The organism is Halovibrio sp. HP20-59, from assembly GCF_033052795.2.
In the GTDB taxonomy this organism is placed as follows: Bacteria; Pseudomonadota; Gammaproteobacteria; order Pseudomonadales; family Halomonadaceae; genus Vreelandella.
This window is the reverse complement of sequence record NZ_JAWJUW020000007.1, coordinates 14,963-28,791: the sequence shown is the minus strand read 5'-3', so window position 1 is coordinate 28,791 and position 13,829 is coordinate 14,963. Positions and strand designations below refer to the sequence as shown.

Here is a 13,829-nt window from a genome sequence, read left to right as displayed (position 1 = left end):
GACCTTTGGGCAGCCTAACGGTTGTAAGCTGGATACGAATAAACGAATGAGGATAAGCCAATGCGAGTCTCAGAGCTGGCTCAGACGGGAGGGGTAACGGCAGAAACGGTACGCCACTATACAAGGGAAGGGTTATTGCAACCGCACCGCGACCCGCGCAACGGTTATCAACTCTACGATGCAGAGTCCTTGGGGCGCCTACGTTTTATCGATTGCCTGCGTTCGCTGGGTGTTAGTCTTCCAGAGATCAAGCAAATATTATCTTGGGCGGATCAAGGCACTGCAGAGTTTATTGAACCAGTACCACTCGCCACTCAAAGGGGACGTCTTTACTTGCGGGCTCAAGAGTTCCAGGTGATAGCGCGCTGGATAGATAATATGAATCAAGACAAGATGACTGAAAGTTTCAGCCTGAAGGAGCTCATCGAATCGCTTGGGACAGGTAAATTAGTTTTCGAGGCTAATGATTCGCGAAGTGATCATTAGTGATGCGGCGAAGTCATGGCACTGTGCGTATCCTCCATCCCTATCATGGACTGCAGATGCCAGAGTTGCCAGACAGCAAACGTAATAATCAGCAGTGCTGCCAGCGTACGAGTCGCGGGGCTACGTATCCATATTGAGACACGGCGCGCTGCCACTCCGGTCGCTAGGACGGCAGGCAAGGTGCCGAGCCCAAAGGCCCCCATCATCGCGGCGGCACGCAATGGCTCGGCTACAGCAAGACTCCAGGCCAGCATCGAATAGATTAGCCCACAGGGCATCCAGCCCCATAGCGAGCCAAGTGCGAATGCTTGGGGTACTTTTACAACAGGCATCAAGCGACGGCCTATTGGTTCGATGCGGCGCCACAGGACGCGCCCCAGTGCCTCGATACGTAGCAAGCCCTTCCACCAGTTGGCGATATACAGTGCCATTAGTATCAACATGACCGCCGCCAGGATACGCAACACCAGGGCGAAGCTGTCCAGTGCATGGTTGAGCACGGAACCGAGCAGGGCCACCAAGGCACCAGCGATCATGTAGCTGCTGATACGACCTAAATTATAGCCGAGCAACAGACCTGCTAAACGCCTCGGCTGTCGCATGCTGGGGGGCACAGCAAAGGTCAGGGCACTCATGATGCCGCCACACATGCCGATACAGTGCGCGCCTCCCAGCAAGCCGAAGACGAAGGCCGCCGCCAGCGGCGGCAGGCTCATGTCGGCGGGATTCATTTAAGGGGCACCTTTGGAGCTACCCGCCGTATCACGGGAGGGGCTGATGGTGAAGGCCGCCGGAGGCGAACCGTACGGTGATACGATTTCGACCTGTTCGGGTGGATAGCAGAGTCCTTGGTCGGAACAGCCCTGAAAGGTCACCATGATGGCCAGCGGCCCGGTAACGGTGTCGCTCGCCTCTATGGGCGCACTCACCAACACCTGATCGTAGAAAACGTTAATGTTCCCTAAAGACGCGTGCGACATTGGCTCGCCAGGAGGCAAAGCCAACTCACCGAAATTGATATCTTGAGAGAGACTCTCAATCGCGAACTGATGCCGGTGAAGGTAGTAATTTTCGGCGGCGGTGAAGCCGATATAAACTCGATCATCGTCTCGCCAGGCGGTGGTTCGGAAGGCTTCTTTAGCCGGTAGAAAGTCACGTTGGGGCGAACGGTTAAAGGGGGAACTTTTGTCACCAACCTCAAACATCTCTTCACGTGCCGCTACCGGGGTGACTATAAAGAGTGCCACCGTTAGAAAAGCGAAGACTTGTTTCATGAGTTTAACGCCGCCTTTGGCTTATCCATTGGCTGACCTCTGGACCAAGCGACCAGAGCAAAGCCCGCGACGATCATTGGTAGTGTCAGTAGCTGCCCCATGGTTAACCAGCCAAAAGCGATGAATCCCAACTGAGGGTCGGGGAGGCGCACGAACTCTACGATGAAACGGAAGGCTCCATACAGAAGCAGGAACAGCCCAGAGATGAGGCCCCGCTGACGTGGTCGGCGCGATAGCCACCACAGCACGGCAAACAACACGACACCTTCAAGGGCAAACTCGTAGAGAGCCGAAGGATGCCGTGGCTCTGGGCCCAGCTCCATCATGGATGGAAACACCATTGCCCAAGGTACATCACTAACTCTCCCCGGTAACTCGTGATTGATGAAGTTCCCGAGGCGACCCGCTCCCAGGCCGATGGGGACTAACGGAGCAATGAAGTCGGTCAGTTGAATAAAAGCCAGTTGATGTTTGCGAGCAAACAGCCAGGCAGCCACTAACACACCGGCAAGACCGCCATGAAAGCTCATGCCTCCTTCCCAGATTTTTAGTAACCAAAGGGGGTTGGCTTGCAGTTGTTCGAGCCCGTAAAACAGTGCATAGCCAAGGCGGCCGCCAACGATGATGCCGATGGCGGCGTAGAAGATCAGGTCGCCTATATCATCGTGGCTTAGGCCGAGTCGGTGGGCGCGACGCCGACCCAACCACCAAGCGGCCACTAGCCCGATTACATACATTAAGCCATACCAGTGAATCTGAAGAGGGCCTATGGCGATGGCGATCGGGTCGATTTGAGGGTATTGCAGCATATATCTTCCTTAATCAATCGTTACTGTTGGAGTCATCAACAAAAATTATTGCGTCTTAAGAGCCGTTTTATCGTTTCCACTTCTCGACTTCCTGGATGACTCGCTCAACATCTTCAGAAGTTATGTAACCTGTATGTTTGTAACGAATAGTGCCCTCGGTATCGACCAGATAGCTTTCGGGTGCGCCATAAACACCTAGCTCAAAACCTAGGTTACCCTCTGGATCAAAAATATTGACTTCAAAAGGATTCCCAAACTCGTCAAGAAACTCGAGTCCCTTTGCCTGGGTATCCTTGTAGTTGATGCCAACCAAGCGGACGCCTCGCGCGGCTAAGTCCAATAACTGCGGCATTTCATGCTTGCAAGTGGGGCACCACTCTCCCCAAACATTGACCAATGTCACCTTATCTTTAAAAAGAGATTCATCAACGACCCTTGAGGGGTCTTCCAGCGTCGTCAGGTTGAAGGCCGGAAACGGCTGAGCTAACAAGGGGGAATCTCTGGCGCTAGGATCCATTGATAAGCCCTGATAAAAGAAAAAGCTCAAACCAAAAAAGCCCAATAGGGGTAAAAATAGCAATGTCCGAGATTTCACGTATACGTCTCACAGGTAGTAGCGGGTAAGTGCCTGCTGAGCATTGTTAGTGCTTACGGAAGTTGATTTGGAGCACTAGGTTGCATCGGTCATGGCTTCCGAGCCCATAGGCGTTTCGCCAGCAGCGGCAGCAATGTGATGCCACTGATGAGGACCAGCGCGATCGTGAGACCACGGGAGTCGGCGGTAATTAGCACTTCGCCGAACTTGACGATCAGATACGCCGTGGGGATTACGCCGGCCAATGTGGCGATCAAAAAGCGCCAGAAGGACAGGGGTGTAATACCTGCCGCGTAGCTGATGGCATCAAACGAAATGAAGGGCACCAATCGGGATGCAAAAACGATGAGCATCAAGCCGGTTTGAGAGCGTTCCTTCCCCAGCCAGTTAAGGATGGGACGCGTACGCGACCAGCGTTGCATTACCTCATAGCCGAGCAAACGAGCAATGCAGAAAGCGAGCAGAGCGCCGGCTTCGGCACCGATAACGACATAGGCCGTTCCCCAAACTGGGCCGTAGATCGCACCGGCCACCATGGCAATCGGACCACTGGGGATCGGGCTCATGACAATGGCCGTAATCATCATAAAGATGATGGCCAATGGCCCCCAGACGCCCAACCCATCAACCCATTCACGCAAGGCCTGCTTATCGGTCAAGACCGACAAGGCGCCGGTCTCCATCAGGATCCAATAGAGGGACGCCAAGCCCATCAGTAGAGAGAGCCCCAAAAAGAGCTTTTGCTTTACACTAAGCTTGGTTGCCATGTCCATCTCAGTTGTGGGGAGCAGGGAGACATGTCATCTCAGCCCTGTACCGTGATGGAGTATCATTCAACACCCAATATTTCGCGAAGCTGGTCGGTCGACACTGCACCATTGATACGCTGTACTTTCCCGGCTTCATCACGGTAGTAGCTGGTCGGCGTCCCTGTAGCACCGGCCTCGCGCATGATCTGGGCATGCTTTCTGAGCAGCGCTTGACTCTCCTCCGACGGCTCCACCGGTTTTATGCCGCCATTGCGAAATTCCAATTCATGGGTTTCGAGAGCGCTAGCCGGATTGTCGGCTTCAAGGATTGCGGCAGCTTTGCGAAGACTGTCCTCTGATAGCACGCCGACCAGCACGTGACGAAGCTGTAGTACGCCTTGCTCGATTAGCGGGCGTGAATTCTTCCAGAGTGCGTTGCAGTAGGGGCAGTTGGGGTCTGTTAGTGTGTAAACAATATGCGATGCATCATCATTCCCCTCCGAGATAAAACGAGTGTTTTCAAACGCACTCCAGGCAGCTTCCAGCATGGGTTCCAGCACCAGAGCCTGAAGCTGGCTTTCCATGACGGCATTGCCCTGGGGGTCGATTAACGTACCAATGACGGCATAGTCGGAAGAGGAAGAAATATAAGCCGCCATAGGCTCATTATCATAAGACAAGGCATAGCCTTGGAGGTCGTTAGGCGCTTCGAAGATGCCATGGAATGTGAACCCTTGATCCACCAACACGGTAATCGTCTTGGGCAAGGGAGACTCAGTATTAGCGGCAATGCCGGCCTGATGACTCTCATTGGCATCGGTTCCTGCTTCCTGCGCCAACGCAGGCAACGTAATAAGACCTAACAGACCTGCAGCGGCTAGGTAATAAGTAGAATGTAGGATATGCCTCATGAATGCTCTCTTTATCAATTACTGTTTTTCCAAGGGATTAGGTCGATCACATTTACTGGCTGGTTTTAGTGCTTCTTATTAAAAAACAGGTACTTGATAAGCGCAGCAACACCAAGCCCCAGTGCAATAATCAACAAGATCGCTATTAGGCCCATCCCCGCCATACCCCACATGCAACTATCACTTCCCATCATTTTGAATTCCTCTTTAACACTACGGTGTTTGGTTTAGGCGCGATGAACAGCCTCGTTTGGACGTGGTGTGGCATTGCCGGGATCTGGCGTGAAACGGCGTAGCCGCAACGAGTTAGTCAGTACAAAGACACTGGAAACACTCATGGCAGCCGCCGCCAGCATGGGGCTGAGCAATACGCCGATGAACGGATAGAGCACGCCCGCCGCCACGGGGATCAACGCTACGTTGTAGCCATAGGCCCAAACGAAATTGCCGATAATGGTCCGGTGGGTACGCTTGGAGAGCGCCGTGGCATTGACGATGCCTCGCAAATCGCCACTCATCAGCACCACATCGCCGGACTCGATGGCAATATCGGTGCCAGTGCCGATCGCAATGCCCACGTCGGCCTGGGCCAAAGCGGGCGCATCATTGATCCCGTCCCCCACAAAAGCGACGCGCTTGCCCTCCGCCTGGAGACGCCGGATCTCTGCCGCTTTCTGGTCGGGCAGTACCTCGGCGAGAATCTGCTGGATGCCAACCTGTCGGGCGATAGCATCGGCAGTGGCACGGTTATCGCCGGTGAGCATGGCCACTTCCAGCCCTTGCGCTTTGAGTGCTGCGATGGCCTCGGCAGAGCCCTCCTTAAGTGGATCCGCCACCGCGATGACTGCAGCAAGCTGGCCGTCTACCGCGGCATAGAGCGGGCTCTTGGCGTTCTCGGCAAACACCTTGGCGCGTGTTTCTGCCTGGCCGAGCTCGATTTCCAGCCGAAGCATGTAACGATCAGCTCCCACATGTACCAAGTGGCCGTCGACCTCGGCTTCAATGCCGTAGCCAGGCTCGGCACTAAAGCGACTGACCGAGGGTAATTCCAGCCCGCGGGCCTTGGCGCCCTGTACAATAGCCTCGGCGATGGGGTGCTCGCTTTGAGCTTCCACCGCCGCGACCAGTCGCAGCACCTCGTTCTCATGGCCGTTGATCGCTTCGAAGTCGGTCAGCTCGGGGCGCCCCTGGGTCAAAGTGCCGGTCTTGTCCAGCACCACCGTATTCATTTTGGCCAGCGTCTCAAGCGCCGCCCCTTTACGAAATAGCACTCCCATCTCGGCCCCTTTCCCGGTACTGACCATGATGGCCGTTGGGGTGGCTAGGCCCATCGCACAGGGGCAGGCAATTAGCAGTACGCTAACGGTAGTGACGAAAGCAAACGACAAAGACGGCGCCGGTCCGAAAGCGAACCAGAGTGCAAAGGTCATCGTGGCGATAGCGATGACCACGGGAACAAATACACCAGCAACCTTGTCGGCCAACTGCTGGATGGGGGGCTTCTCCGCTTGGGCCGTTTCCACCATCTTGACGATCTGCGACAAGACAGTGTCGGCACCGACTCGCGTGGCCCGAAAGGTAAGTGCACCGTTCTTGTTGATAGTGCCACCGACGACTTCGGAATCTTTCTGTTTGGCGACCGGCACGGGCTCACCGCTGATCATCGACTCATCAACGTAAGAGTGACCCTCCTCGACGATGCCATCGACTGGAACACGCTCCCCTGGGCGAACCAAAATACGATCGCCTGTGACGACGGCGTCGATAGGCAGCTCGACGGTTTCATCCTCGCGTATGACGCGGGCAGTTTTCGCCTGTAATTGCAGAAGCTTCTTGATCGCCTCGGAGGTGCGGCCCTTGGCAATGTGTTCAAAATAACGACCGAGCAGGATTAGCGTCACGATCACCGCCGCCGCTTCGAAATAGCTCACGGCGGTTCCGACGGGAAAGAGCGTGGGCACCAGCAGGGCGGCGACCGAATAAAAATAGGCAGCGCTCGATCCGATCATAACGAGGCTGTTCATGCCTGGATTAAAATGCCGGAGTTCGGCGAAGCCGGCACGATAGAAGCGTGCACCTGCATAAAACTGCACCGGTGTAGCCAATAACCACTCGACGCCCATCCAGCCGCGATGCGGCATTAGACTCGTTAACAGCGTGTCAAAAGCGGGAATCATTTTTCCCATGGCGATGATGACTACCGGAATCGTAAATATTGCCGCGAGCACGACTCGGCGGCGAAGCTCGGCTCTCTCCCAGTCCTCGCTGTCCGTTGGTGGCGGCGTATCGGTATCCTGAGGTTCATAGCCTGCCTCGCGGATGGCATGCTGAATACGCGTTAACGAAACGGCTCCCGGCAGGAAGCGAACGAAGGCCTTCTGGGTAGCAAGGTTAACACTCACTTCCACCATGCCGGGCAGCTTCGTTAGCGTTCGCTCTATCCGAGAGACACACGATCCACAACTCATGCCGGTGATGGGAATGTCGAGACTTTCCACCACAGGTTGATAGCCCGCTGTTTCAATGGCGTTGAGTAGGCTAGTGGTCGTGGTACCTGCTTCGACCTGGATAGCCGCCTTCTGGGTGGCGAGGTTCACTTGAGCGTTGATCACGCCTGGCTGCTGGCTGAGTGCACGTTCCACACGTCCAACACAGGAAGCACAGGACATACCACGAATCTCGATATCGACGTTTTGCGCCATAATGAAGATCTCCTGTTAATTTATCGACGACCCGATATGCAAGCTTGATTCCCATGTTTGCTGTCGAGAAAATGCTCGATCATTCAGCCTGCTCTGCGATAGCTTCAACAATCGGGCAGCCTTCCTGCATAGGCCCTTCGCCTGCACATTCGTCCAGTGTTTTCGATAATACGGCTTCAATTCGCGAGAGGTGTTTGATCTGCTCGCGCACCTTGTGCAGCTTCTCCCCGGCGATGCGCTTAGCTTGCGCCCGGTCGCCATTAGCATCCTGAAGCATTAACAGCTCCCGAATCTCTTGCAGCGTGAAGCCCCACTGCTTGGCATGGACGATGAACTGTAACCGATCCACAGCTTCCAGTGGGTAACGCCGATAGTTGGCATCGGTCCTCCTCGGAGGAGGCATAAGTTTCTCTTTTTCGTAGAATCGAATCGCCTGGCTAGCGACCCCGCTTCGTTCGGCAAGCTCGCCGATACTTAGTGTTTGCATAGCGTTACCTCACGATATTATTAATCTAAGCTTCTGGCAGCCTGACTCAACGAATCTATCGGTCGGGGCTCCTATTGCTCCGGTTGGCGCACGACCCTAAGGTAGGGCGTCTTGGTGTTCCAGCCTTCGGGAAAGTGTTGCCTAGCGTCATCATTCGATAGCGATGGCGAGATGATGACATCGTCACCGTTTTGCCAGTCAACGGGGGTGGCCACTTTGTGCTTGTCAGTTAGCTGAAGCGAATCGAGAACCCGCAGTATCTCGTCGACATTACGTCCTGTGCTGGGTGGATACGTCAAAGTGAGACGAATTTTCTTGTCAGAATCGATGATGAAGACCGTGCGCACCGTAAGTTTGGGGTCGGCTTTGGGATGGATCATTCCATAAAGCTTCGCTACCACCTGATCTTCGTCAGCCAGCAAGGGGTAGTTCAGGGCCGTGCCCTGAGTCTGTTCAATATCCCCCACCCAGTCGTGGTGAGAGCTGAGGGGATCCACCGAAACCCCAACCAGTTTGGCACCCCGCTGGGTGAATTCGTTCTTTCGCTTGGCAAACGCGCCCAGTTCTGTGGTGCATACTGGCGTAAAATCAGCGGGGTGCGAGAACAGCACCGCCCAGCTGTCGTCAAGCCATTGGTGAAAGTTGACCGTGCCTTGCGTGGATTCGATCGTGAAGTTTGGTGCTGTCTCGCCCAGTTGTAGCGCCATGGAAATGTCCTCATGTCATTCATTGAGTAGCCACCATAACTTTGAAGTCAACTTTAAGGTCAAGCTTGATGTGTAATATTTGCAATTCGATAGGAGACAAATAATTTGTCAATAAAGGTTGACCTTAAAGCAGCTGTAAGCCTTAAAATTCTTACGGCGTTAAAATGGATATGATAGGAGGTAGCACCATGGGATTGGTTCAATACCCTTGTTGGCCGTCTCCATAACTTAAGTTGCGATAACACATTGGAATCTCTCTCTTCCATCGGCTTGGTCGGCGCCTTTATCGGCGGATTGGTCTCCTTCTTCTCGCCCTGCACGCTGCCCCTGTTACCGGCCTACCTGTCGGTGGTCACAGGCGGTAGTGCCGGTAAAGCCGACAGGCGGTTAGAGGCATTGACCCTCAGTGCCTTCTTCGTCTTCGGCTTCAGCATCGTGTTCATCCTACTCGGGCTCGGCGCCAGTAGTATCGGGCAACTGATGCGAGGGTATCGCCAAGAATTCAACTGGGTTGCCGGCTCGGCGGTGATCGTGCTGGGCCTCTTTATGACCGGCGTGTTCCGATTGCCGCTATTCCAGCGTACCTTTCAGTTCACACCCAATGTCCAGGGTGGCTCCCCGCTGTCGGCGACAGTGTTCGGGGTCTCTTTTGCCATCGGTTGGACCCCCTGTATCGGCCCTATACTAGGCGCTATTCTGATGGCCACGTCTAATGCTGCTAGTGCCCAGGCTGGAATGATTTATCTAAGTGCCTACTCGGCAGGACTGGCGCTACCTTTTCTTGCCAGCACTTTACTGATTAACCGATTTGCTCTGCATCGGCAAAGCCTGGGAAGGTGGAGTGCCTATGCTCGCCCCGTGGCGGGCACGATTGTGATCCTGATGGGTATTGCTATCGTTACGGGGTATATGACACGGCTTTCAAGTATCATGGTTGACCTTTTCCCCTCCCTGGCGACCCTGGGGTAGCCAGGCCGTCAGAGAAGTAGAGATTAATTTTCATACTGACTCCTTAGGAAGCTGATTAGGCTGAGCTAGTCTCCTAAAAGGAGATTATTTTTATAATGCTTAGAGCTTAATTGCTTTCACTATTAATTTAGTTCTTCACCTAATTACTTTAATTAGGAGCTCGTGGCGAGGTAACGTACAAGCGCAGCGAACGCTTCAGTGTTTTTTTGAAAAAAACATTTATTATAGTAGGCCTTCCTGAATCCTAGCTGAATAATAAAAATTATGGCAAGTAACGCACAGCTACCTGGTTTATCTTTATATTTCGTGAGTATCTATCAGATTACCTTTCCTTGATTTTTCTTTTGGGTTGTTCTAGCTTTATCATGCCAAGCAGAAACTATGGTAAATAAAATATGGTTTAAAAAATGGAGAACCGAGATGGACTTCAAAAAATATGAAAACTGCATTGAAGCTTGTCACGTATGCGCTGCTTATTGTGACAAGTGTGCAACTGAGTGCCTAAAAGAAGACAACGTAAAAATGATGGCGGAATGTATTCGCCTTAACATGCAATGTGCTCAAATTTGTCGGTTAGCTGCCTCATTTATGGCACAAGAAAGTGAGTTTGCACACGAGATCTGCCGTCTATGTGCCGACATTTGTAAGAAATGTGGTGATGAGTGTGCAAAACATGATGCACCTCACTGCCAAGAGTGTGCTCAAGCTTGTCATCGCTGCGCTGAAGAATGTGCCGCAATGGCCAGCTAAGCTTCAAGCCAGCCGGGGCGAGCGCTTCGGCTGGGCGTCATTTTCTAGGGGGTTATATACATTAACTGAGGCTTTCAAATGTTGGTGTTTGCTTTTTTTAATATCTAAAAGGGGCTCGCTTGCGAACCCCTTTTGAATTAGTTATAATTAATAATGTCGCTTAGTAAGCGACATGTAGTTCATAACTGTTATTGCTATTTTCCTTAGTGCCCCCCATTGAGCTACCTGTCACCTCAAGCTGATAATTGCCCGGTTGCAGCTGACGAACAAGTTCAAAGTGACCCCGTGGACTGGACGCTTCTGCTACTTGTTTTCCAGTTTTGTCATAAAGCACAGCTGAAATGCGGTTGCCAGTGCTGGTAAAACCTGGGAAGTGCTCACTCGCTACTTTCAGTGTAGTCGCTTGTTCAATGTTAATATTGAAACGCTTCGATTGCCCCTGAGCAAGCATCTGTGTAGAAGATACGCCTCTTTCTAGTAAGGGAAGATCCTGTGTTGTATTGCCTAAGCTCGCTAATACAGGTGTAGAGAAGATACTTGCTACTACTGCACTAAAAACAATTGCTTTAATTTTCATGGTGGTTTACTCCGTTGGTTATTTACAATTTAATAATAACCTTAGAGTATGAATTGAAGCTGAATTTAGTGGTTTATTAGCAAAAAAAACGCCACCTTCCGGTGGCGCAAGTTATAGAGTGCTTAACGATTTAAAACATTAACCTGACACCTGCCACCACGCCGGTATCTTCGGTATTATTCCCACCAGCACGAGATAGGTCGGCGGTATCGCCATACTCTTTTACCCAGTAAGCGCCCACGTAAGGCGCAAAGCGTCTGGTCACTTCGTAGCCCAGGCGCATGCCGACACGCACTGAGTTAAGGCCCTCACCCACACCAAATTCCTCAACTTCGCTGGCAGCTACGGCAATTTCGGTGCGCGGCTGTAGGTAGAGCCGCTGTGTCAGGCGCAGATCGTACTCGCCCTCAAAACTAGCGGCCACGTCGCCATCTTCACTCACTTGCATAGCAACGTCGGTTTCAATGCCGTAGGGCATCACACCTTGTAGGCCGACAACCCCATAGGTGCGTTCGGCGTGATCATCGGAGAACACACCGCCTTGGTAACCGATACCCCCCTGTAACTCCCAAAAATCAGCCACTAGGCGACTATAGAGTAGTTCCAGGGATTCAAACTCAGCATCTTCACCGTCGCCTTGGACATTCTCGCCCTCTGACTTCAGGTAAACACGGTTGATATCACCGCCATACCAGCCTTGAAAGTCCCACACGACGGCCTCCTCGCCGTTATCGGGTACGCTATATTCAAGACGATCAAAGAGCGCCATACCCATATTGTGTTCCATCGTGGGCGCTGGCCAATCTTTCGGCGCGTCGTAACCATCTTCCGCATGGGCAGCGGTGGTCATGACAAACGCTAAGCTAATGCCAGTAAAATAAAGCTTAGTTTTCATACTGCCTCCTTAAGAAACCTGAACAACGCGGAACATTCCGGCATCCATGTGATAAAGCAGGTGGCAATGGAACGCCCAACTGCCTTCAGCATCTGCCGTAATCAGTGCCGAAACCCGCTCGCCGGGCTTAACGTTCAAGGTGTGTTTGCGCGGAATTAGCTCGCCCTGACCGTTTTCTAGCTCCATCCACATACCGTGGAGGTGGATAGGATGCTCCATCATGGTGTCGTTGATCAGGATTAGGCGCAGCCGCTCATCTTTCACAAAATGGATTGGGCCGGTCACTTCGCTAAACTTCTTGCCGTCGAACGACCACATGTAACGTTCCATGTTGCCGGTCAGGTGCAGCTCAAGCTCACGGCCTGGTTCGCGGCGGTCAGGCCATGGCGTGAAGGCTTTAAGATCGCGGTAGACGAGTACTCGACGTTCGTTGGGGTCGATGCCTATGCCCGCCTGGTCGTAGCGAGAGCCGGGCTGGGCTTCACCGGCAATGAGAATGCCGTTTTCGCCGACTTTCGCCTGCTCGCCCGACATGCCGCCCACATTAGAATGATCCATGCCCTCCATGTTGGAATGATCCATCCCCTCCATATTAGAGTGATCCATGCCTTCCATACCAGCATCGTCACCGCTCATTCCCGGCATATTGGAGTGATCCATACCTTCCATATTCGACATGCCTGAATGATCCATACCTTCCATGTCACCCATGCCATGAGCGCCCATGGCTTCCATGCCGCGGTCGGCAATTTGGCGGCGCTTGGGAATCTCCGCCTGCATGCCTTCACGCGGGGCTAGCGTGGCGCGAGCGTAGCCACTCCGATCCATGGCTTCGGCGAAGATGGTATAGGCTCGATCATCTTCTGGTGAAACAAGCACATCGTACGTTTCCGCCACGCCAATACGGAACTCATCAACAGGCACGGGTTGCACTGGCTGGCCATCGGCAGCAACGACGGTCATCTTCAAACCAGGTATACGTACATCAAAGTATGACATCGCCGACCCGTTAATCACGCGTAGTCGTACCCGCTCACCAGCCTTGAACAGCGCATTCCAGTTTTCTTGGGGGGAGTGACCGTTAAGCAGGTAGGTATAAGTACTGCCGGTCACATCGGCGATATCCCGAGAACTCATGCGCATTTTGGCCCACATACCGCGCATCTCGGCGGTTTGTGAGAAACCCTTTTCGCGAACATCGGCGAAAAAATCAGCAATCGTGCGCTCTTGGAAGTTGTAATAGCCTTCCATGGTTTTCAGATTACGAAATACCGACATGGGGTCTTCAAAGGTCCAGTCGGTGAGCAGTAGCACATGCTCACGGTCGTAGCGGATGGGTTCGCGCTCGGCGGCGTCAATTATCAACGGCCCGGCGTGGCCGAGCTGTTCCTGCAAGCCGGAGTGGCTGTGGTACCAGTAGGTACCGTTCTGGCGGACAGGAAAACGGTAGGTGAAGGTTTCACCAGGTGCTATGCCTGCAAAACTGACCCCAGGCACACCGTCCATCTCCGGTGGCAAGATGAGGCCATGCCAATGGATCGACGTGGACTCATCCAGCAGGTTGGTAACACGCAGTACGGCGTCTTGACCTTCTTTCAGACGAATCAGTGGGCCAGGGCTAGTACCGTTAATGCTAATAGGGTGGGCTTCTTGTCCGTCAATCGGAATGGATTCACGGCGGATAGCCAGTGATATCTCGGGCCCTTCTTCGACGCCCTGTGCATAGACATTCGTACGGCCCCAGGGGTTTGCCCAGGCGGGAGTTAGCCCCATTGCGGCAGCGGAACCTAACCCTAAGGCAGCACCGCCTTTTAGGACTTGCCGGCGAGAAAGCGGGTGAGAAATAATGCTTGAGCGTGCCATGTGTAACTCCCATCAATGATGAATGACACCATCTTGATGGAAGAACCTGAAACAA

At 53.2% G+C, this 13,829-nt stretch carries 16 protein-coding genes; 3 read left to right on the top strand and 13 right to left on the bottom strand.

Annotated features, from left to right (window positions below):
• Positions 1-60: 60 nt before the first annotated feature.
• Positions 61-486 carry a MerR family transcriptional regulator gene (locus tag RZA33_RS09835; RefSeq protein WP_240718921.1) on the top strand — a complete coding sequence of 142 codons (426 nt, stop codon included), beginning with the start codon at positions 61-63 and terminating at the stop codon, positions 484-486.
• Here RZA33_RS09835 and RZA33_RS09830 read toward each other — a convergent pair.
• The 10 genes from RZA33_RS09830 to RZA33_RS09785 form a co-directional block, all read right to left on the bottom strand.
• The gene (locus RZA33_RS09830) at positions 483-1,217 is read right to left on the bottom strand and encodes a sulfite exporter TauE/SafE family protein (RefSeq protein WP_240718922.1); all 735 of its coding nucleotides are present in this window, start codon (positions 1,215-1,217) and stop codon (positions 483-485) included. The genes RZA33_RS09835 and RZA33_RS09830 overlap by 4 nt on opposite strands.
• Positions 1,218-1,760 carry a protein-disulfide reductase DsbD N-terminal domain-containing protein gene (locus RZA33_RS09825; RefSeq protein ID WP_062362913.1) on the bottom strand — a complete coding sequence of 181 codons (543 nt, stop codon included), beginning with the start codon at positions 1,758-1,760 and terminating at the stop codon, positions 1,218-1,220. It lies immediately after the preceding gene.
• On the bottom strand, positions 1,757-2,569 hold the full coding sequence (gene lgt / locus RZA33_RS09820; protein ID WP_008958484.1) for a prolipoprotein diacylglyceryl transferase: 813 nt from the start codon (positions 2,567-2,569) through the stop codon (positions 1,757-1,759). The genes RZA33_RS09825 and lgt overlap by 4 nt, the downstream gene beginning before the upstream one ends.
• A gap of 67 nt (positions 2,570-2,636) precedes the next feature.
• Positions 2,637-3,164 carry a DsbE family thiol:disulfide interchange protein gene (locus RZA33_RS09815; protein WP_035586998.1) on the bottom strand — a complete coding sequence of 176 codons (528 nt, stop codon included), beginning with the start codon at positions 3,162-3,164 and terminating at the stop codon, positions 2,637-2,639.
• 89 nt (positions 3,165-3,253) lie between these two features.
• On the bottom strand, positions 3,254-3,931 hold the full coding sequence (locus RZA33_RS09810) for a TVP38/TMEM64 family protein (RefSeq protein ID WP_008958486.1): 678 nt from the start codon (positions 3,929-3,931) through the stop codon (positions 3,254-3,256).
• A gap of 62 nt (positions 3,932-3,993) precedes the next feature.
• Positions 3,994-4,824: a thiol:disulfide interchange protein DsbG gene (dsbG, locus tag RZA33_RS09805; RefSeq protein ID WP_317507647.1), complete on the bottom strand. Its 831-nt coding sequence runs from the start codon at positions 4,822-4,824 to the stop codon at positions 3,994-3,996.
• 65 nt (positions 4,825-4,889) lie between these two features.
• Positions 4,890-5,018, bottom strand: a complete 129-nt coding sequence (locus RZA33_RS09800) for a hypothetical protein (protein ID WP_008958488.1) — start codon at positions 5,016-5,018, stop codon at positions 4,890-4,892.
• A gap of 33 nt (positions 5,019-5,051) precedes the next feature.
• Positions 5,052-7,526: a heavy metal translocating P-type ATPase gene (locus RZA33_RS09795; RefSeq protein WP_138801702.1), complete on the bottom strand. Its 2,475-nt coding sequence runs from the start codon at positions 7,524-7,526 to the stop codon at positions 5,052-5,054.
• A 79-nt stretch (positions 7,527-7,605) separates the two neighbouring features.
• Positions 7,606-8,013, bottom strand: coding sequence for a heavy metal-responsive transcriptional regulator (locus tag RZA33_RS09790; RefSeq protein WP_008958490.1), 408 nt, complete (start codon positions 8,011-8,013; stop codon positions 7,606-7,608).
• Positions 8,014-8,084: 71 nt separating this feature from the next.
• Positions 8,085-8,720, bottom strand: coding sequence for a peroxiredoxin (locus tag RZA33_RS09785; protein WP_083023027.1), 636 nt, complete (start codon positions 8,718-8,720; stop codon positions 8,085-8,087).
• 246 nt (positions 8,721-8,966) lie between these two features.
• On the opposite strand from RZA33_RS09785, the gene RZA33_RS09780 reads away from it, so the two are divergent.
• Positions 8,967-9,689 (top strand): cytochrome c biogenesis CcdA family protein, encoded by a 723-nt coding sequence (locus RZA33_RS09780; RefSeq protein WP_144815962.1) that lies wholly within the window; start codon positions 8,967-8,969, stop codon positions 9,687-9,689.
• Between the two features lie 381 nt (positions 9,690-10,070).
• Positions 10,071-10,439 (top strand): four-helix bundle copper-binding protein, encoded by a 369-nt coding sequence (locus tag RZA33_RS09775; RefSeq protein ID WP_008957456.1) that lies wholly within the window; start codon positions 10,071-10,073, stop codon positions 10,437-10,439.
• A 160-nt stretch (positions 10,440-10,599) separates the two neighbouring features.
• Here RZA33_RS09775 and RZA33_RS09770 read toward each other — a convergent pair whose 3' ends face one another.
• The 3 genes from RZA33_RS09770 to RZA33_RS09760 form a co-directional block, all read right to left on the bottom strand.
• Complete coding sequence (locus RZA33_RS09770) at positions 10,600-11,016, bottom strand: hypothetical protein (RefSeq protein WP_139041537.1); 417 nt, start codon at positions 11,014-11,016, stop codon at positions 10,600-10,602.
• Positions 11,017-11,146: 130 nt separating this feature from the next.
• Positions 11,147-11,911, bottom strand: coding sequence for a copper resistance protein B (locus tag RZA33_RS09765; RefSeq protein ID WP_008957453.1), 765 nt, complete (start codon positions 11,909-11,911; stop codon positions 11,147-11,149).
• A 9-nt stretch (positions 11,912-11,920) separates the two neighbouring features.
• Positions 11,921-13,774, bottom strand: a complete 1,854-nt coding sequence (locus tag RZA33_RS09760; protein WP_144815965.1) for a copper resistance system multicopper oxidase — start codon at positions 13,772-13,774, stop codon at positions 11,921-11,923.
• Positions 13,775-13,829: the final 55 nt, after the last annotated feature.

Coding starts and splice junctions, on each gene's coding strand:
- RZA33_RS09835 (WP_240718921.1), top strand. CDS start 61: ATGCGAGTCTCAGAGCTGGCTCAGACGGGAGGGGTAACGGCAGAAACG.
- RZA33_RS09830 (WP_240718922.1), bottom strand. CDS start 1,217: ATGAATCCCGCCGACATGAGCCTGCCGCCGCTGGCGGCGGCCTTCGTC.
- RZA33_RS09825 (WP_062362913.1), bottom strand. CDS start 1,760: ATGAAACAAGTCTTCGCTTTTCTAACGGTGGCACTCTTTATAGTCACC.
- lgt (WP_008958484.1), bottom strand. CDS start 2,569: ATGCTGCAATACCCTCAAATCGACCCGATCGCCATCGCCATAGGCCCT.
- RZA33_RS09810 (WP_008958486.1), bottom strand. CDS start 3,931: ATGGCAACCAAGCTTAGTGTAAAGCAAAAGCTCTTTTTGGGGCTCTCT.
- dsbG (WP_317507647.1), bottom strand. CDS start 4,824: ATGAGGCATATCCTACATTCTACTTATTACCTAGCCGCTGCAGGTCTG.
- RZA33_RS09800 (WP_008958488.1), bottom strand. CDS start 5,018: ATGATGGGAAGTGATAGTTGCATGTGGGGTATGGCGGGGATGGGCCTA.
- RZA33_RS09795 (WP_138801702.1), bottom strand. CDS start 7,526: ATGGCGCAAAACGTCGATATCGAGATTCGTGGTATGTCCTGTGCTTCC.
- RZA33_RS09790 (WP_008958490.1), bottom strand. CDS start 8,013: ATGCAAACACTAAGTATCGGCGAGCTTGCCGAACGAAGCGGGGTCGCT.
- RZA33_RS09785 (WP_083023027.1), bottom strand. CDS start 8,720: ATGGCGCTACAACTGGGCGAGACAGCACCAAACTTCACGATCGAATCC.
- RZA33_RS09775 (WP_008957456.1), top strand. CDS start 10,071: ATGGTAAATAAAATATGGTTTAAAAAATGGAGAACCGAGATGGACTTC.
- RZA33_RS09770 (WP_139041537.1), bottom strand. CDS start 11,016: ATGAAAATTAAAGCAATTGTTTTTAGTGCAGTAGTAGCAAGTATCTTC.
- RZA33_RS09765 (WP_008957453.1), bottom strand. CDS start 11,911: ATGAAAACTAAGCTTTATTTTACTGGCATTAGCTTAGCGTTTGTCATG.
- RZA33_RS09760 (WP_144815965.1), bottom strand. CDS start 13,774: ATGGCACGCTCAAGCATTATTTCTCACCCGCTTTCTCGCCGGCAAGTC.